Origin of the sequence: Bradyrhizobium sp. dw_78 (assembly GCF_018449525.1) — a bacterium.
Taxonomy (GTDB): domain Bacteria; phylum Pseudomonadota; class Alphaproteobacteria; order Rhizobiales; family Xanthobacteraceae; genus Bradyrhizobium.
In genome coordinates, this window is record NZ_JAAVUS010000002.1 from 113,450 (window position 1) to 130,150 (window position 16,701).

A 16,701-nucleotide genomic window follows, 5' to 3' on the forward strand; every position below is an offset into this window, starting at 1 on the left:
CGCGCTATCCTCGTTGTCCGAGCCAGCCCAGCGTGGCGTCCATCAAGGCGTCGCGAATGCCTTCATGTCCGATGGTTTCGACCACTTCACCGGCGAAGGCCTGGATCAGCAACGCCTCCGCCTCTTTCTCCGGAATGCCACGGGCCATCAGGTAGAATTTGAGCTGGTCGTCGAGCGTCCCCGTGGTCGCGCCGTGACCGCACTGGACATCGTCGGCAAATATCTCGAGTTCCGGCTTGCCGTCGGCCTCTGCGTTGTCGGACAACAGCAGCACGCGCGTCGTCATCTTTGCGTCGGTCTGCTGCGCCTGCGGCCGGACCGAGATCTTGCCTTGAAACACGGAGCGAGCCTCATCATCGACCACAGCCTTGAAGGTTTCACGGCTCTGGCTGCCGGCGGCGGCGTGATCGACGGCCAGCGTGGTATCGGCGTGTTGGCGACCGGCCAGCAGGCTCAGACCGCGCAGATTCGCCTCGGTCCCTTTCCCCGCGATCAGCACGAATAATTGGTTGCGGACGACCGCGCCACCGGCGGTGAACCCCAGTTCATTGAACTTCGCCCGCGCCCCGATATTGGCGAGCAACGTCGCGACATGGACGGCGGCGCCCCCCTCGCGGGTGATCTTGAAATGATCGACTTCCGCCGCGTCGCCGACCACGAGCTGAAGCACGGTATTGACCTGATAGTCCTGATGATCGGGCCCTTCATGGGTCTCGACGAAGGTCGCGCGGGCGCCTCCGCCGACCACCACCAGCGACCGCGTGACCATGGCCGCCGCCGCGGCGCCGGTATTGACGAAAACCAGGTGGATCGGCCGCTCGATGGTCGCTCCAGGCAAAACCGTGATGACGACGCCGTCGCCGGCCAGCGCGGTATTGAGCGCAAGCGCCGGTTCATCGGCCGGGACCATCGGACCAAGCCCCTGCGAGAGCAGCGGCTCATCCAGCGCCAGCGCCTCGGCCATCGAGCGGATGGTAAGGCCGGTTTCGAGCCCGGCAAGGTCGGACAGATCGGCCGCGAACGCGCCGTTGACGATGACCAGTCGTCTGAATCCGAGCGTAGCGAACAGAGCGCCCGCATCATGCACGCGCGCCTTGGCCTTGATGTCGGGTGGCGCAGCGAGCGGCTTGGCGTCCCGCATCAGCCGCCGCAGATCGGTATATTTCCAGGCCTCAACGCGGGAGTGCGGCAGCCCGGCCAGGGCGAAATGATTGAACGCGGCGGCGCGTACCGCAGCGATATCGGTCCCGCCGGGCAGGCTCTGCCGTGACGTGGCATAGATATCGGCCAGACCGAGTTCGGCAATGGTCCTGGCTGGCCGGATTGCAGCACCCATGACCGTCATGCCGCCTCGCTTTGATATTGCGCATATCCCGTGGATTCAAGTTCAAGCGCCAATTCCTTGCCGCCAGTCCTCACGATACGGCCGGCAGAGAGCACGTGAACGATGTCAGGCACGATGTAATCCAGCAGCCGCTGGTAATGGGTAATCACGATCATGCCGCGTTCCTTCGATCGCAACTGGTTGACGCCATTGGCGACGATCTTCAACGCGTCGATATCGAGCCCGGAATCGGTCTCGTCGAGCACGCACAGCAGCGGCTCCAACAACGCCATTTGCATGGTCTCGTTGCGCTTCTTCTCGCCGCCGGAAAACCCGACATTGAGCGGCCGGCGCAGCATTTCAGCGTCAATGCCAAGATTCTTTGCGGTTTCGCGAACGCGCTTGACCAGGTCAGGGGACGATAATTCCTCCTCGCCGCGCTTGCGGCGCTGCGCGTTGAGCGCGGCGCGCAGAAACGTCATGGTGGCGACACCGGGGATTTCCAGCGGATACTGGAAGGCGAGGAACACACCCTTGGCGGCGCGCTCGTCCGGCGGCATCGCCAGCAAATCCTCGCCCTTGAACAGGACCTCGCCGCCGGTGACTTCATAGCCCGGCTTGCCGGCCAGCACATAAGACAGTGTCGACTTGCCGGCGCCGTTCGGGCCCATGATGGCGTGGACCTCGCCGGCATTCACCGTGAGGTCCAGACCGTCGAGGATCTTCCGGCCGGCGATCTCGGCCTGAAGGTTCCTGATCTCGAGCAGTGCCGTCATCGTGAATGGCCTCCATTGCCTGTTTGAGCCGACAGCATCACCCCACGCTGCCTTCGAGCGAGATCGAGATCAGCTTCTGGGCCTCGACCGCGAATTCCATCGGCAACTGCTGCAGCACGTCCTTGACGAAGCCGTTGACCACCAGGCCGACGGCCTCCTCCTGGGAGAGCCCGCGCTGGATGCAGTAGAACAGCACGTCCTCGGAGATCTTCGACGTCGTCGCCTCGTGCTCGAACAGCGCCGACGAATTCTTGGCCTCGACGTAAGGCACGGTATGCGCGCCGCACTGGTCGCCGATCAGGAGCGAGTCGCAGGCGGTGAAGTTGCGCGCCCCGGTCGCCTTGCGGTGCGCGGTGACCAGGCCCCGATAGGTGTTCTGCGACTTGCCCGCCGCGATGCCCTTGGAGATGATCCGGCTGGTGGTGTTCCTGCCGAGATGGATCATCTTGGTGCCGGAATCGACCTGCTGGTAGCCGTTCGAGATCGCGATCGAGTAGAACTCGCCGCGGGAATTGTCGCCGCGCAGGATGCAGCTCGGGTATTTCCAGGTGATCGCCGATCCGGTCTCGACCTGGGTCCAGGAGATCTTCGAATTGGCGCCGCGGCAATCGCCGCGCTTGGTGACGAAATTATAGATCCCGCCCACCCCTTCGGAGTTGCCCGGATACCAGTTCTGCACTGTCGAATATTTGATCTCGGCATCGTCCAGCGCCACCAGCTCGACCACCGCGGCGTGCAGCTGGTTCTCGTCGCGCTGCGGCGCGGTGCAGCCTTCGAGATAGCTGACATAGGCGCCCTTGTCGGCGATGATCAGGGTGCGCTCGAACTGGCCGGTGTTGCGCTCGTTGATGCGGAAATAGGTCGACAGCTCCATCGGGCAGCGCACGCCCGGCGGCACGTAGACGAACGAGCCGTCGGAAAACACCGCCGAGTTCAAGGTCGCGAAGAAATTGTCCGAGGTCGGCACCACGCTGCCGAGATATTTCTTCACCAGGTCGGGATGCTCGCGGATCGCCTCCGAGATCGGCATGAAGATCACACCGGCCTTCATCAGCTCTTCCTTGAAGGTGGTGGCGACCGAAACCGAATCGAACACCGCATCGACCGCGATCTTGCGCTTGGCCGTATCCGCCTCGCCCGGGCGCGGCTCGACGCCTTCCAGCATCGCCACCTCGCGCAAGGGAATGCCGAGCTTCTCGTAGGTCTTGAGGATCTCCGGATCGATCTCGTCCAGCGATGAAACCTGCTTCTTCGGCTTCGGCGCGGAGTAATAATACAGATCCTGATAATCGATCTTCGGGTATTCGACCCGCGCCCATCCGGGCTCGGTCATGGTCAGCCAGCGCCGATACGCCTCCAGCCGCCATTCCAGCATCCAGGCCGGTTCGCTCTTCTTCGCCGAAATGAAACGCACCGTATCTTCCGACAGACCCTTCGGAGCCTTGTCGGATTCAATCTCGGTGACAAACCCGTATTTGTACTGCTCGACATCGATACTGCGGACCCGATCGACGGTCTCCTGCACGGCTGCCATTTCGTCACTCCGCTCGCGGGTCGATTGGACGCGCCCGGTTCGCCGCACGCGCGATCACCTGGCGCACCCGAAAATCCCTGCCGGCGACCAGCGCCCCCAGCAAGCCATCCAGCCAAGCGAAGAGACGATTTGGTGTTCCATTGTTGCTGCTCTTGGTCACCGGCCGCCTCCTTATGCAGGCACGCAGGTGTTTTCGACCGGACAAACCGCGGCGCATTGCGGCGTGTCGAAATGCCCGACACACTCGGTGCATTTCTTAGGATCGATGATGTACATGTCGCCCTTGAGGCGGATGGCGGCGTTAGGGCACTCGAACTCGCAAGCACCGCATACCGTGCATTGCGAAGCGACGATCTTGTAGGCCATCTGGTGACTCCGAAAGCGCGCGTGAGATGCCGAACGACATCCCTCCTTTCAAGCCGCGTGCCAGAAATCACACCTTTGATTCTTCATGATTATTTATTGAAATTGCGGATGGGCCGCTGTCGCGCCCACGACACTGTCGCAAGTACGACAGTCGCGATCAGAGATGCTTGATCTCGATGCCGTGCTTCTTCAGCGCATAGCCTATCTGGCGCGGCGTCAGACCGAGCATCCGGGCGGCTTTGGCCTGAACCCAGCCTGATTTTTCCATCGCCTCGATGAAGCGCTCACGATCGGGTATCTCGCCGCGGTTTGCGGGCGCCGCACCAGCGCCGGCATACACCGGGGCCGAATCCTCGACAGGCTGATGCGCCGGCGGAGCTGACGCGCCGATGGCGGCCGCGGCCGGCAAAACCGGCAGAGGAATGGCAGGCCGCAAACGCTGCGGTGCGATCTCCGACTGACCTTTCCAGAGCATCGCGGACAGGCATTCGTTACGGCGGCAGGCAAAATCATCCATCACGATCGACGGGCCATGCGCCAACGTCGCTGTCCGCTGAACGCAGTTTTCGAGTTCGCGCACGTTGCCGGGAAAGCCGCACCCCATCAATACTTCCATCGCCCTCGCATCGAATGTCAGAGTCCGATCGTTCTCGCCGTTGAAGCGCCGGAGGAACTCGCCGGCAAGCTGCGGGATATCGCTGCGGCGATCGCGCAGCGGCGGCATCAACATCGGCACGACGCTGATACGATAATAGAGATCGGCGCGAAATTCCTTGCGCGACACCGCTTCTTCCAGATTCCTGTTGGTCGCCGTGACAACGCGCACATCCACCTTGATGGTGTGGTTGCCACCAACCCGCTCGAACTCCTGTTCCTGCAGCACGCGCAGGAGCTTGGCCTGGAAGGCGGGAGATATTTCTCCGATCTCGTCAAGAAACAGCGTACCTTTGTCGGCGAGCTCGAAACGCCCCTTGCGCGCATTGATCGCGCCGGTAAACGCCCCCTTTTCGTGACCGAACAGTTCGGACTCCAGGACCGACTCCGGCAACGCCGCGCAGTTGATCTTGACGAATGGGCCTTTGGCGCGCGGCGACAGCTCATGGATCGCCTTGGCGATCAGCTCCTTGCCGGTGCCGGATTCGCCGCGCAACAAGACGGTGGAATTGGATTTGGCGACGATCGTGATCTTCTCGAGCAAGGATCGAAGCGCGGGGCTGTCGCCGACGATCCCCTTGATGAGAACCTTTTTTCGTTCCCGCGCAGGCTTGAGTTCCGACAATTCCTTCTGCAAACGGTAGCTCTCGGCCATCAAACGGTCGCGGTCGCGCGAGACGACGCGGTGGAGCTGCACCGTCTGGCCGATCAGGTTGGCGATCATCGTCAGGAAGCGAACGTCGGTATCGAGCCGAAATACCGAATGGCCGTCCCAGACGCGATCGATGGTCAAGGTGCCGACGACCTTGGCGCCAATGCGAATGGGGACTCCAATGAACGAGACCCTGACATCGCCATCCGCGCCAAGCGCGGTTGCATCCGTTGTGAACAGCGGATGCGTGGCGACGTCTTCCGCGACCAACGGAACCGCGGTCGCCACGATCTGGCCGATCGCCGTTTCCGGCAGGCGAGCTTTGTAGCGCTCGTCGGTCCCCTCGTTCCAGCCGATGCCAACCGTGATGTCCGGAACGTCGTCGTCCGCCAACAGCGAAATAACGCCGTGTCGCATTTGCAGGAACGACGAAAGTACGTTGAGGACGTTCGACAGCGTCGTCTCAAGCCGGTTGGGCGCGTTGAGAATTTTGGAAATCTCGTAGATTCCCGTCAGCGCGATCTCGCTCAGGGGAATCGGCGGCGGCTTGGGTCGCGTTTCCGAATTCCCGACGACAGCTGCATCAGCATGGGCCATGGCGCTCTCTCCATCGTCCTGGACTTTCCCCGCCGGCTTTTCTGAAGAATTATCGTGATGTTGCACCATGTTCACACAAATGTCGTGCCCAAGTTCACCGCACGGGTGCAGAACTTGAGAGCTGGAATTGCACATTTACCGTCCGCCAAGGGCATAAGGTCCAACCCCGTATTTATTGGCAATCGCACCGACCCGGCGGCCGCCGCAACCGCCGCATTGATCTGGATCAAATCGCCGCGACCAAATCGAAAGCAGCGCGGTATTCTTGGTAACAGCGCCCTTCCGTTTCATCAGGGCTGCCTAAACATGCTGCCCGCCGTTGATCTTGATTTCCTCGCCGGTCACGTAGCTTGCCGAATCCGAGCATAAGAAGAAGATCACCTTGGCGACCTCGTCCGGCGTCCCTACCCGGCGCATCGGGATAACGGGAGCGAGGCGCGCTTCGGTCTCGGGCGACAGGATATCGGTCTTGATCTCGCCCGGCGCGATGGCATTTACGCGGATACCGTAAGGCGCGAAGTCATGCGCCATTTCCCGGGTAAGACAGGCAAGGGCTGCTTTCGACGTCGCATAGGCCGTGCCGGCGAAGGGATGCACGCGCGAACCGACGATCGACGTGACATTGACGACGGTGCCGGCTCCCTCTTTCAACTCGTCGAACAGGCCCCGCGCCAGAAGGATCGGCGCCAGGAAATTGACGTGGAATACATTCATCCACATATCGACCGGCGTCGTCAGCGACGTCAGACGGCCGCCGTCGGGATCCTTCGGCGAAAGCCCGGCATTGTTGATAAGCGCATGGAGCGGCGCACCGGCGAGACGGGCCTTGATCTCGGCAAGCGCCTGCGGCATGGCGCGATGGTCGCCGAGATCGACCTCGATATGATCATTCGCGCCCGCATCCCACGGACAGAGCCCGCCGTCGAAAGGCTGGCGCGAACAGGTGATGATCCGCCAGCCGGCATCCGAAAACAGCTTGACCGTCGCATGGCCGATCCCGCGCGAAGCGCCGGTCAGCACCATGGTCCTTTGCTCGGCGAGAGGCCGGTCAATTTGCATGGACGCGCCTGGAAACGGACAGAGCACAACGCATCCTCCGGCGCTTCATCCAATCCGGATCATCCGGTCGGGTTCAGCATCGAGTGTGTCAACGGTCATGGCGGCGCCGCACGACCCGCGGCGCATCGCCGGAAGTATTCTCCGACACACGATGTTTTGCACGATCCGGGCCAACCCACGAAATGGCGTTTCGGGCCCGAAGTCACCCATTAGCCGAAGCTCGAAACCGTTATTTAGGACGGACAGTTTAGAAGATGTCTATTTTCCGACATTCGTGTCGTGTTCGGTACAGAGCCACCTGACGCCGGGGTTAGAGCAGAATCGGTTCTGATTGAATCAAAGCCGAAGTTCTCAATTCTTGCTTTGACGCGTTTTCTTCACGCGACCCGGTAACCCACCCCGCTATCCAAGTCCGGGGCAGGCTTTCATCCAAAACGCTCTAAAAGCTCGGCGGCGTATTAACCCAAAGGACGCGGGCCGTTTTCTTGCGATTATTGACATAGGTATGCGGCCGCTCGGAGCGGAAATAAAAGCTGTCGCCGGGCCGCAGCTGATATTTTCGGCCGTCGACGGTCAATTCGATTTCCCCGTCCAGGACGTAACCGAACTCCTCGCCCTCATGCTGGATCACGCCGTGGCTGCCGCCGCCCGGCTCGATATCGTTGATATAACCGGAGAGCAGATTGCCGCGCCCGCTCGGGATCAGCGCCTCCAGCGTGGTGCCCTTGCCGCGTCGAACCTGGTCGGTGATCACCGTCGGACGTTCTCCCTGCCGCAGGACGACATCCGATACGTCGCCGTTCTCCTGGAACAGCCCGGATACCGGCATGCCGAGCGCCAATGCGACACGATGCATGGTCTTGATCGAGGGATTGGCGTTGCCGTTTTCAACCCTGGAGAGCAGCGATTCCGAACACTCCGCCAGTTCGGCAAGCTCTTTCAGCGTCAGGCCCCTGAGAAGGCGCGTGTGCTTCATCTTGAGGCCCACGCGAATTTCCGGGGTATCGACGTGGCCCTTTTTCTTAACCGCAGCAACCATTGCCCGTCCCTGGAATCCCCGGTGTTACACCGCCGCACGGTGCGCGGTTCATAGCGACCGCAAGCCTGTTCGCAAATCGCGGCAGAGCCTCGAAACGGCCTATCCGATTCGCATCGAAGATCCGATTTTGCAATGGTTTTCTGCTTTTACCGATTCCGGACCCGGAACATATCTGCCGGATCAGGTCGACGAAGCATGCTTGGGCCCTTGCATGAATTGCCCGATCCACCACGTAAAAAACGCGTAGCGCAGGACTTCCGCATCGGTTTCGCCATACTTTCCCGTGGCCTTGAGCTGGCGAACCCAGCCGAGCTCTTCGGCCGACAAGGTGACCTCAAGCTCTGAAATCACGAGTGGAACGTTGGTGAATTCGGGCCGATAGACCGGATCCCGGTAGAGCTCGCGGTCCGCCTTGATATTCTTGACCTTGAAGTCCGCGGGGCTCCTTTGATTTTTCAACCGTGGAAATTCGGAAACCCGGCTCCAGTCCGCATCCGTGCCTTCAAAGACCGTCAGCTTGAGCGGCTTCAATTCAAAGTCGCTGGTCATCATGACGTCGGCACCGCACACATTGGGAACGGCGAGCACGTCCATGAGCGCCAGCAGTTCGACGTAATCGCCCTGCTTTGCGGTGTTCTTCGCGATGAACGGGCGGCCGCCCGAGTCGACACCGGTATGCATGAAGAAATTGAAGGAGTCGTGGACGTCGTCAGGCGTCAGCCCGAACTCGCGCTGCGCTTCCGCCTGGATGTCGTGGCAGTTCGTATGCACCGGCAGGCCATAATGGTACTCGAACAAAAACGCGCTGCATCGCGGGTAGAGCACGTCGTTGGTCCCAACCGTATCTTCGATGATCGCCATCATCGGCCGCTCGCGTGGCGGTGCCGACCATAGGAAGTCACCCTTGGTGGGGTGCAGCCCGTGCAGATGGCGCGTCCGCCCGGTATGAAAAAACTCCTTGTAGTCGTGCAGATTGAAGCAGTTGAAATCGGCGCATTGGCGTCCGCTGGTCTGCTCGATCCGCAACACCTGACCGCGCCGAAGCTCCAGCGCCTTGCCGGTGCCGGGCTCGATCGTGAGTTCCTGCAAGGTCTTTCGTTGCGGGGATGTCATCGTGCCTTCTCCCTGTCGGTCGGGGGAAGATGGTCGGCGGCGAACGCGCGGAGAGCCCGGAGCACCAGTTCTTCCCGGCCGCCGCTTTCGCCGGCCTTAACGCTGTTGTCGATCAATTCAAGCTGCTGCTGGTTCAAACGCAGCCGGATCCTGGCTTCTGTCATGACGAATTTTCCCGGTAATTCTCTTGGCGAAATCTTGCTGGACACAGCTACTCCTGCGCCACGCCCGGCGCAGGAGTAGCCGGACCGGCGTTACGGGGTCCAGCCTTTCGGCGCCTGCATGCTCGTCTTGTCGATCGAATTCAGGTTGGCCGCGGTCACCGGGATCAACGCCACCTCGTCCTTTTTCTTCTCAAGCGGCCTGCCCTTCACAAGGGCATCCATCATCCGGATGGCCGAGCGGCCGATCGCGACCGGTTGCTGGGCCACCACATAGTCAGCGCAACCGGCCCGCATCATTTCTTCGGCGGCTTCTCCCAGCACGGCGAACAGCACCTTTACCTTGCCGCACTTCTGCGCGCCCTGAGCCGCGCGCGCCGCTCCGACGCCATAGGTGTCGTCGGCGCCATAGATCACATCCACGTTCGGGAAGCGCTGAAGGAAGTCATTGGCAAGCGAGAGCGCAATCGCCGGATCCTGCTCGCTGGTCTGCTCCGCGACGATCTTGAGATTGGTGCCCGCGATATCCTCCTTGAAGCAGCGAAGCCGGTCCGACGCCCAGAACGCGCCGGGAGGCCCCGCCAATACGGCGATCGTGCCGCCGTTCGGCAGCAACGTCTTCGCGCCCTTGGCAAGCTCATGGCCGACATTGCAATGGCTCGACGAAGCCGCCGCATCCGCATCGACATCGCTCGCCACGATCGGGCTGCCGGCGCCGATCACCGGAATCTTCGCGGCCTTGGCCTGCCGCACCACGCCGTTGAACGAAGCGGGATTGGCGGGGTCCATCAGGATCGCGGCGACCTTCTGCACCACCAGGTTGGAGAACTGGCTGACCTGCTTGTCGACATTGGCGTAGCCGCCGGCATCCTCGATCACCACGTCGTAGCCCAGCTTCTTGGCCTCGTCGGAAATGCCGTACAGGACCGGCGTGAACCACGGGCCTTTTATGTTCGGCATGGATACGCCGACCTTCTCGGCGGCCGCACCGGTTGATTGTCCGGCAGACAAAGCCAAGCCGATCGAAGCGATGATGCCGACCCAACCTGCCCTGCCGAACCTGCGATATTGCCTTTGCATTGTCGTTCTCCTGTGATGAGGTACCAAGTAAAGATCGTCAGCTTTTCCGGCCCATGCGCGAGCCGATGAAGACCTGATCGAGCGCCACCGCGAGTATCAGCGCGCCGCCGATGATCATCATTTGCGTGTAGGACGGGACGTTCAGCAGATTCAGACCGTTTGAAAGAATGCTGACGAACAGCACCCCGAATGCGACGCCGACAACGGAGCCGCGGCCGCCGAACAACGAAATTCCTCCGAGCACAACCGCGGCCACCGACTCCAGCGGAAGCGTGGCGCCGAGCGACGGCTGGCCCGACGCCACGCGCGCCGTTAGAATGACCGATCCCACCGCCGCGCATAGTCCGCTGAGAATATAGGCCGCGACCTTGATGCCGCGGACTTCAATCCCCGACAGGCGCGCCGCCTCTTCATTGCCTCCGACAGCGTAGATCCGGCGGCCAAGCCGGCTGTAACCGAGAATGACATATGCAACCAGCAGAACGGCCAGCGCCATGACGACTGGAACCGGAACGCCAAGAATAAGTTCATAGGCCAGATCGGCGAAGGCGCCGGGCACGCCGGTTACCGCCACCCCGCCGCTAAGGCTAAGCGCAAGCCCGGAGACGATCGACATCATCGCCAGCGTGGCGATGAAGGGAAACACCTTGAACCGCGTGATCACGATGCCGTTGACCAGGCCGACCAGCGCGCCGGTCGCAAGCGAAGCCGCCATTCCCGCGGCGATGCCGTGGTCGCGCATCACGATCGCGCCGACGATACTGACCAGGGCCACGATAGACCCCACGGACAGATCGAGGCCCGCGGTGAGGACCGCGAAGGTCTGGCCGAACGAGACCGCCGCGAGCGCTGCCGCCGACACGCCGATATTCCTGAAATTGGGCAGCGAGAGGAACACCTCCGAATTCGCTGAAAACACGATCGTCAGGATGACCACGATGACGGGAAGACCGATCTCGCGGCCATAGCGCTGGAGAAACGCGACCGGCACGAAGCGGCCGCCGCTTTCCGTGGATATTTTGTCGGCGCTTTCCGAAAGGCCCATCATCACGCCGCCCCCGCCATAAGGGATGCCGGCTTGCCCGCCAGATGGGCGGCGAATGCGCCGGCGAGAATACGCTGTTCGTCAAACTCCTCCTGGGACACTTCGTCCAGGATGCGTCCACCCGACATGACATAGATCCGGTGACAGACATTCATCAGTTCAGACAGTTCGGAGGAAACCAGAATGACGGCCGCACCTTCCGAAGCCAGGCGATGAATGAGGCGATACACTTCCGCTTTCGCGCCGACATCGATGCCCCGCGTCGGCTCATCGAAGATGAGGACGTCCGCGCCGGTCAGAACCCATTTTCCGATCACCAGCTTTTGCTGGTTGCCGCCCGAAGCCGTACCGGCAAGCGCGTCGAGCTGCCCCCGGAATTGCAACGGCCCGGCGATATCCTGCGCGTTCCGGCGCACGGCTTTCCAGGAGACGATCCCCGCGGTGCAGGATTTCCCGAGCGAGGCCATCACGACGTTTTCTGCTCCCGACATCGAAAGAACGAGGCCATGGTCCTTCCGGTCCTCGGGCAGATAGGCGATGCCGGATGCGATGGCGTCGCGCGGCCGGCGGATATCGACAGGCTGGCCCTTCTTTCGGATGACGCCAGAGTCCGGCGCGTCGGCGCCGAAAATGGCGCGCATTACTTCGGTCCGGCCAGCGCCGACCAGTCCGGCAAAGCCGACCACCTCGCCGGCCCTGACGTTGAAGCTGATGTCCTCGAACACGCCGCGCCGCGTCAGATTGGATACGCTGAAGGCGACCTCTCCCACCTTCGCGTTGCGCGGCGGAAACAGCTCGGCCAGCGGCCGGCCGACCATCAGACCGATCAATTCGCCGGTCCCGGCAATCGCACCGATATCGAGGGTGGCGATCCGCTCGCCTCCTCTCAGCACGGTGACGCGATTTGCGATCTCCATCACCTCGTCAAGGCGGTGCGAGACATAAAGGATCGACGTTCCCTCGGATCTCAGCCGGACGATGAGCTGGCGAAGGGCGGTCGCCTCTTTTTCCGAAAGCGCCGCAGTCGGCTCGTCCATGACGATGACCGGTGCGCGCAACGCCAACGCACGGGCGATCTCGACCAATTGCTTCTGCGCGGTCGACAGGCTTCCCGCCTGCTGCGAGGGCCGGATATTGAGTCCGGCTCCCAATGTCCGGAGAATTTCGGCAGCCCTGCGCTCCGCCTCACGCCGGGAATAGAAGGCTCCGAACGACGCAGGCTCGTTGCCCAGGAAAATATTTTCCGCCACCGTCAGTTCGGGAACGATCATCAATTCCTGAAAGATCGTGACGATCCCGTGCCTTCGCGCGTCCATCGGTCCGGCAAAGACGACCGGCCTGCCATCGATCGCGATCGACCCGCCGTCCGGCAGCACGTCGCCCGACAGGATTCGAATGAGCGTCGACTTTCCCGCGCCATTTTCACCAACGAGGGCATGAACCTCGCCGCGCCGCAGATCCATCGAAGCGCCGCGCAGCGCGCGAACGCCCGGATAGTCCTTGACGAGATTGTCGAGGACGACCAGCGGACTTGTTTCCCGGCCAGAATCCGGTGTCACCGCCGCTTCTGACCGGAAGGAATTGTTCATGCGGCGCCGGGAGCCGTCACGCCGAACGGGACCGCCGCGATCATGTCGAGCTCGATCCTCGCGCCGGGCGCGCTCAGATTATTGATGCAGACCAGCGTTCCCGCGGGCACCCAGTCGCCGAAATGCTCCACCAGCACTTCGTACATCGCGTCCATCTCGCGCATGTCGGTCAGGTACTTCGTCAGCTTGACGACGTGACGCCAGGTCAATCCCTTGCTGTCGAGGATGATCTTGATATTGGCCAGCGCGCGCCGCGTCTGCTCGCGAATGTCGTCCGGAAGCACATGCTCCTCCGGCACATGCGGATGCTTGTGATAAAGCGGCGACGCCGTGCAGCCGGCCAGGAACAGGAAGCCGGCCGGCGCCTCGACATAAACCGCCGGGGCATACGGCATGTTGTGCGCTTCTTCGGGACGGGGCTGCACTCCCGTGATGATGGTCATTCTTGAGTTCTCCTGTCCGGATGTTGAGGAACTGGCGGACGCGGCTCGGGGAATGACCCCGGTCATCCGCGTCCGTCCTTTGGATTTTTCATCGGGATGTAGGCGACGGCCTCCACTTCGAGCAGCGTCTCGGGCGTCGGCAACAGCTCCGAGACCTGGACCACAGTGCTCGCCGGCGCATCGGCGAAGAAGGACGTCCGGATCCGGTTGTAGACCGGAAAGTCCCGCAGATTCCTGAAATACTGCGTCAGCTTCACCACGTCGTTGAGCGTGCCGCCGGCCGCCTCGACCGTGAGACGAAGACTGTTCAAGATCCACCACGATTGCGCGGCGATCGGGCCTTCCTTCATGTCGGTGGACATCTCGCCGGTCTCGCCGGCAAGCCGCCGCGCGTCCTCGGGCAGATCGGAATATCCCTTGATCACCTTCAAGGTGGTCGGATCGGCGGCAATGATTCCGGAGAAGAACACCGTATCTCCGGCGCGGCGGAACGGAGCATAGCGCGACAGCGGCTTCGCGATATTTCCGGCAGGTGATTGCGTCACGCCGCTACCCCATCAACGAATTGCGCATCCTTCATTGGAGCGTAACGCAATCGTTACAGAGACATGCGTGCCACGCAAGTTACTTTAATATGCACGTATGACGACATTTTAAGCATCAATCTGTCGCTTCATGCATCAGCGCGCGGCCCAGCTCAGGGCCGCCGCCTCATGACGCGTTCGGCGCCGCGATCTTGAACAGCCGGCTCGCATTGCCGAAGGTGATCTTGTCGCGATCGGCATCGGACAGCCCCGCGCTGTTCACGAGGCCGACCGGGTCCTGGTCCCCCATATCGAACGGATAATCGGACCCCATCATCACCCGGTCGGCGCCCACCATCGCCACCAGCGCGTCGACGAGATCGGCGCGAAAAACGCAGGTGTCGAACCACAGCCGCTTCAGGTAGCTCGACGGCGCATCGGCGGTGAGACGCCGCACCTCGGGGCGCACCTTCCAGGCGTGATCCATCCGGCCGGCATAGAACGGATAGAAGCCGCCGCCATGCGCGATCACGATGTCGAGCTCCGGATGGCGGTCGAGCACGCCGCCGAGGATGAAATGCGATATCGCGATGGCTTCCTCGATCGGCTGGCCGAGGCTGTTGACCATGAAAAAATCGCCCAACCGCTGGCCGTGCGAGAAGCCGAGCGGATGCACGAACAGCGGCACGCGCAATTTCGCCAGCCGCGCATAGAGAGGATCGAAGACAGGGTCCGACAATTCGAGAGTCTCGACGCGGGTGTCGATCTGGAATCCGCGCAGGCCGAGCGTCTCGACCGCATGCACGGCTTCCTCGACCGCCCGGCCCGGAAACCGCATCGGCAGCGTGCCCATGCCGGCGAAACGAGCGGGATCCTGCGCAACCAGCGCGGCGACGTCTTCGTTCTGCGCCCGCGACAACGCCACCTGCAACAGCTCGTCCGCCCAGTAATGCTGCTGCGCCGGGGCCGGCGCGATGACGTGAAAATCGACGCCCATCCGCTGCATGACCTCGCGGCGCGCGCCGACATCGAGCATCAGCCTCGGCAGCAATCTGCCTTGCTCGGCGTCGGTGGCCCGGCTCTCCGGAGACATGTCGCGGCGATAGGGGTTGTCCATCGGATCGTAATGGCCGGCGACCAGCGGATCGACGCGCTTGCTGATGGCATGGGTGTGCATATCGATAATGGGCATGTGGCTCACTTTGCTTGGTTCAATTTGGCGACCAGAGGTCCGCGACGGCGATCGGCGGATCTGTGCGCATGACGCTGCTCACTGCACGCCGAGGCGCTGGAACAACAGATCGGGCTGCTGACTCAATTCCCTGGCATCGCCCTGATGCACCACCTGCCCGGTCTCGAGCACATACACCCTGTCGGCCACGGCCAATGCGCTGTAGAGATTCTGTTCGACCAGCAGGATCGACAGCCCTTCCCGCTTCAGATCGACGATGATTTGTTCGAGATGCTGCACCGTCACCGGCGCCAGCCCCTCGGACGGCTCATCCATCAGGATCAATTCCGGATCGATCATCAGCGCGCGGCCGACCGCGAGCATGCCGCGCTCTCCGCCGGACAACTGGCCGCCGCGATGGTGGCGGCGGTCGGCGAGACGCGGGAAAATTCCGAACACGCGATCGACGGTCCAGCCGTCCTTCGCCCGCGCGCTCTTCAGCATGGTGAGATGTTCGGTCACGGTCAGCGACGGGAACAGCCGCCTTCCCTGCGGCACGATGGCGATCCTGCGGCCGGCGATATCGTGCGGGCGCAGGCCGACCAGGCTTTCGCCGCGCCAGAGGATGGTTCCGGAGCGGATCGTCGGCGGCGTCAGCCCCATGATCGAACGGATGAAGGTGGTCTTACCCATGCCGTTGCGGCCGAGCAGCGCGACGATTTCGCCGGCGCCGACATCAAGCGAGACGCCGCGCACCACCACCGCCTCGCCATAGCCGCTGTGGAGATTCCTGACCTCAAGCATGACGCGGCTTCCCAAGATAGACTTCCTGGACCTTTGCGTTGCGGCGGATGGCTTCCGGCGGCTCCTCGACAAGGACGCGCCCCTCGAACATGCAGGTGACGTAGTCGACAAGGCCGAGCGCGAGGTCCATGTCGTGCTCGATCAGCACCACGGTGATGTCGCGGTCGAGCGAGCGGATGATTTCGGCGACCATCGACCGCTCCGCCGGCGACAGGCCGGCAGCCGGCTCGTCGAGCAGCAGCATGGTCGGCCTGGTCACCAGCGCGATCGCGATCTCGAGCTGGCGCTGTTCGCCATAGGACATTTCCTTGACGATGGCGTCGGCACGCCCGCCGATCCGCGCGGCATCCAGCGCCGCGGCGATGCGCGGCGCTTCGGCTTCGTCGGTGTCGGGCTTGCCGAACAGCGAGAATTTGCGCGGCGACAGACCGCGCAGCGCGAGCACCATGTTGTCCCGGACGCTCAGCGTCGGAAACAAATTGGTGATCTGGAAGGTTCGCGAAATGCCGAGTTGCGCGCGGCGATGCGGCGGCAGCCGCGTGATCTCGCGCGCATCGAACAGGATCTTGCCCGAGGTCGGCGGCACGGCACCGGCGATGGCGTTGAACAGCGTGGTCTTGCCGGCGCCGTTGGGGCCGATGATGGCGCGCCGTTGGCCGCGGGGCACGGTCAGGCTGACGCCGTCGACCGCCCGCAAGGCGTCGAAAGCCACCGCCACATCCACCAGCGTCAGGATCGGTTCGGACACGAATATTGCCTATATGAGACGG

The 16,701-nt window shown here is 62.4% G+C and carries 18 protein-coding genes; all 18 read right to left on the bottom strand.

Going from position 1 to position 16,701, the window contains the following annotated elements:
• Positions 1 to 4: 4 nt before the first annotated feature.
• Complete coding sequence (gene sufD, locus HB630_RS06490) at positions 5 to 1,336, bottom strand: Fe-S cluster assembly protein SufD (RefSeq protein ID WP_213771891.1); 1,332 nt, start codon at positions 1,334 to 1,336, stop codon at positions 5 to 7.
• Between the two features lie 5 nt (positions 1,337 to 1,341).
• Positions 1,342 to 2,100 (bottom strand): Fe-S cluster assembly ATPase SufC, encoded by a 759-nt coding sequence (gene sufC / locus HB630_RS06495; RefSeq protein ID WP_213770973.1) that lies wholly within the window; start codon positions 2,098 to 2,100, stop codon positions 1,342 to 1,344.
• A gap of 37 nt (positions 2,101 to 2,137) precedes the next feature.
• Positions 2,138 to 3,634 carry a Fe-S cluster assembly protein SufB gene (gene sufB, locus HB630_RS06500; RefSeq protein WP_213770976.1) on the bottom strand — a complete coding sequence of 499 codons (1,497 nt, stop codon included), beginning with the start codon at positions 3,632 to 3,634 and terminating at the stop codon, positions 2,138 to 2,140.
• A gap of 4 nt (positions 3,635 to 3,638) precedes the next feature.
• Positions 3,639 to 3,794: a hypothetical protein gene (locus HB630_RS06505; RefSeq protein WP_213770979.1), complete on the bottom strand. Its 156-nt coding sequence runs from the start codon at positions 3,792 to 3,794 to the stop codon at positions 3,639 to 3,641.
• An 11-nt stretch (positions 3,795 to 3,805) separates the two neighbouring features.
• Positions 3,806 to 4,000, bottom strand: a complete 195-nt coding sequence (locus HB630_RS06510; protein WP_213770982.1) for a 4Fe-4S dicluster domain-containing protein — start codon at positions 3,998 to 4,000, stop codon at positions 3,806 to 3,808.
• 157 nt (positions 4,001 to 4,157) lie between these two features.
• Entirely contained in the window at positions 4,158 to 5,903 is a 1,746-nt protein-coding gene (gene nifA / locus HB630_RS06515; protein ID WP_213770985.1) for a nif-specific transcriptional activator NifA, read from the bottom strand.
• Between the two features lie 300 nt (positions 5,904 to 6,203).
• Positions 6,204 to 6,962 (bottom strand): SDR family oxidoreductase, encoded by a 759-nt coding sequence (locus HB630_RS06520; protein WP_213770988.1) that lies wholly within the window; start codon positions 6,960 to 6,962, stop codon positions 6,204 to 6,206.
• Positions 6,963 to 7,401: 439 nt separating this feature from the next.
• Positions 7,402 to 8,001, bottom strand: a complete 600-nt coding sequence (locus tag HB630_RS06525) for a cupin domain-containing protein (protein ID WP_249780707.1) — start codon at positions 7,999 to 8,001, stop codon at positions 7,402 to 7,404.
• Positions 8,002 to 8,181: 180 nt separating this feature from the next.
• Positions 8,182 to 9,114 (bottom strand): urea carboxylase-associated family protein, encoded by a 933-nt coding sequence (locus HB630_RS06530; RefSeq protein ID WP_213770991.1) that lies wholly within the window; start codon positions 9,112 to 9,114, stop codon positions 8,182 to 8,184.
• Entirely contained in the window at positions 9,111 to 9,278 is a 168-nt protein-coding gene (locus tag HB630_RS06535) for a hypothetical protein (RefSeq protein ID WP_213770994.1), read from the bottom strand. The genes HB630_RS06530 and HB630_RS06535 overlap by 4 nt, the downstream gene beginning before the upstream one ends.
• Before the next feature lie 90 nt (positions 9,279 to 9,368).
• Positions 9,369 to 10,355, bottom strand: a complete 987-nt coding sequence (locus HB630_RS06540; RefSeq protein WP_213770996.1) for a substrate-binding domain-containing protein — start codon at positions 10,353 to 10,355, stop codon at positions 9,369 to 9,371.
• Between the two features lie 37 nt (positions 10,356 to 10,392).
• Positions 10,393 to 11,403 (bottom strand): ABC transporter permease, encoded by a 1,011-nt coding sequence (locus tag HB630_RS06545; RefSeq protein ID WP_213770999.1) that lies wholly within the window; start codon positions 11,401 to 11,403, stop codon positions 10,393 to 10,395.
• On the bottom strand, positions 11,403 to 12,959 hold the full coding sequence (locus tag HB630_RS06550; protein WP_213771002.1) for a sugar ABC transporter ATP-binding protein: 1,557 nt from the start codon (positions 12,957 to 12,959) through the stop codon (positions 11,403 to 11,405). The genes HB630_RS06545 and HB630_RS06550 overlap by 1 nt, the downstream gene beginning before the upstream one ends.
• A 26-nt stretch (positions 12,960 to 12,985) precedes the next feature.
• On the bottom strand, positions 12,986 to 13,432 hold the full coding sequence (locus tag HB630_RS06555) for a RidA family protein (protein WP_213771004.1): 447 nt from the start codon (positions 13,430 to 13,432) through the stop codon (positions 12,986 to 12,988).
• A 62-nt stretch (positions 13,433 to 13,494) separates the two neighbouring features.
• Positions 13,495 to 13,977: a RidA family protein gene (locus HB630_RS06560; protein ID WP_213771005.1), complete on the bottom strand. Its 483-nt coding sequence runs from the start codon at positions 13,975 to 13,977 to the stop codon at positions 13,495 to 13,497.
• 166 nt (positions 13,978 to 14,143) lie between these two features.
• Positions 14,144 to 15,148, bottom strand: coding sequence for an amidohydrolase family protein (locus HB630_RS06565; protein ID WP_213771007.1), 1,005 nt, complete (start codon positions 15,146 to 15,148; stop codon positions 14,144 to 14,146).
• A gap of 78 nt (positions 15,149 to 15,226) precedes the next feature.
• Positions 15,227 to 15,931: an ABC transporter ATP-binding protein gene (locus HB630_RS06570; RefSeq protein ID WP_213771009.1), complete on the bottom strand. Its 705-nt coding sequence runs from the start codon at positions 15,929 to 15,931 to the stop codon at positions 15,227 to 15,229.
• The gene (locus tag HB630_RS06575) at positions 15,924 to 16,679 is read right to left on the bottom strand and encodes an ABC transporter ATP-binding protein (RefSeq protein WP_213771011.1); all 756 of its coding nucleotides are present in this window, start codon (positions 16,677 to 16,679) and stop codon (positions 15,924 to 15,926) included. The genes HB630_RS06570 and HB630_RS06575 overlap by 8 nt, the downstream gene beginning before the upstream one ends.
• Positions 16,680 to 16,701 lie beyond the last annotated feature (22 nt).

Bases quoted from the DNA above. Each gene is read 5' to 3' on its own strand.
- nifA (WP_213770985.1), bottom strand. From the start codon at position 5,903: ATGGCCCATGCTGATGCAGCTGTCGTCGGGAATTCGGAAACGCGACCC.
- HB630_RS06545 (WP_213770999.1), bottom strand. From the start codon at position 11,403: ATGATGGGCCTTTCGGAAAGCGCCGACAAAATATCCACGGAAAGCGGC.
- HB630_RS06525 (WP_249780707.1), bottom strand. From the start codon at position 8,001: ATGGTTGCTGCGGTTAAGAAAAAGGGCCACGTCGATACCCCGGAAATT.
- HB630_RS06530 (WP_213770991.1), bottom strand. From the start codon at position 9,114: ATGACATCCCCGCAACGAAAGACCTTGCAGGAACTCACGATCGAGCCC.
- HB630_RS06570 (WP_213771009.1), bottom strand. From the start codon at position 15,931: ATGCTTGAGGTCAGGAATCTCCACAGCGGCTATGGCGAGGCGGTGGTG.
- sufB (WP_213770976.1), bottom strand. From the start codon at position 3,634: ATGGCAGCCGTGCAGGAGACCGTCGATCGGGTCCGCAGTATCGATGTC.
- HB630_RS06555 (WP_213771004.1), bottom strand. From the start codon at position 13,432: ATGACCATCATCACGGGAGTGCAGCCCCGTCCCGAAGAAGCGCACAAC.
- HB630_RS06520 (WP_213770988.1), bottom strand. From the start codon at position 6,962: ATGCAAATTGACCGGCCTCTCGCCGAGCAAAGGACCATGGTGCTGACC.
- HB630_RS06565 (WP_213771007.1), bottom strand. From the start codon at position 15,148: ATGCCCATTATCGATATGCACACCCATGCCATCAGCAAGCGCGTCGAT.
- HB630_RS06510 (WP_213770982.1), bottom strand. From the start codon at position 4,000: ATGGCCTACAAGATCGTCGCTTCGCAATGCACGGTATGCGGTGCTTGC.
- sufD (WP_213771891.1), bottom strand. From the start codon at position 1,336: ATGGGTGCTGCAATCCGGCCAGCCAGGACCATTGCCGAACTCGGTCTG.
- sufC (WP_213770973.1), bottom strand. From the start codon at position 2,100: ATGACGGCACTGCTCGAGATCAGGAACCTTCAGGCCGAGATCGCCGGC.
- HB630_RS06540 (WP_213770996.1), bottom strand. From the start codon at position 10,355: ATGCAAAGGCAATATCGCAGGTTCGGCAGGGCAGGTTGGGTCGGCATC.
- HB630_RS06535 (WP_213770994.1), bottom strand. From the start codon at position 9,278: ATGACAGAAGCCAGGATCCGGCTGCGTTTGAACCAGCAGCAGCTTGAA.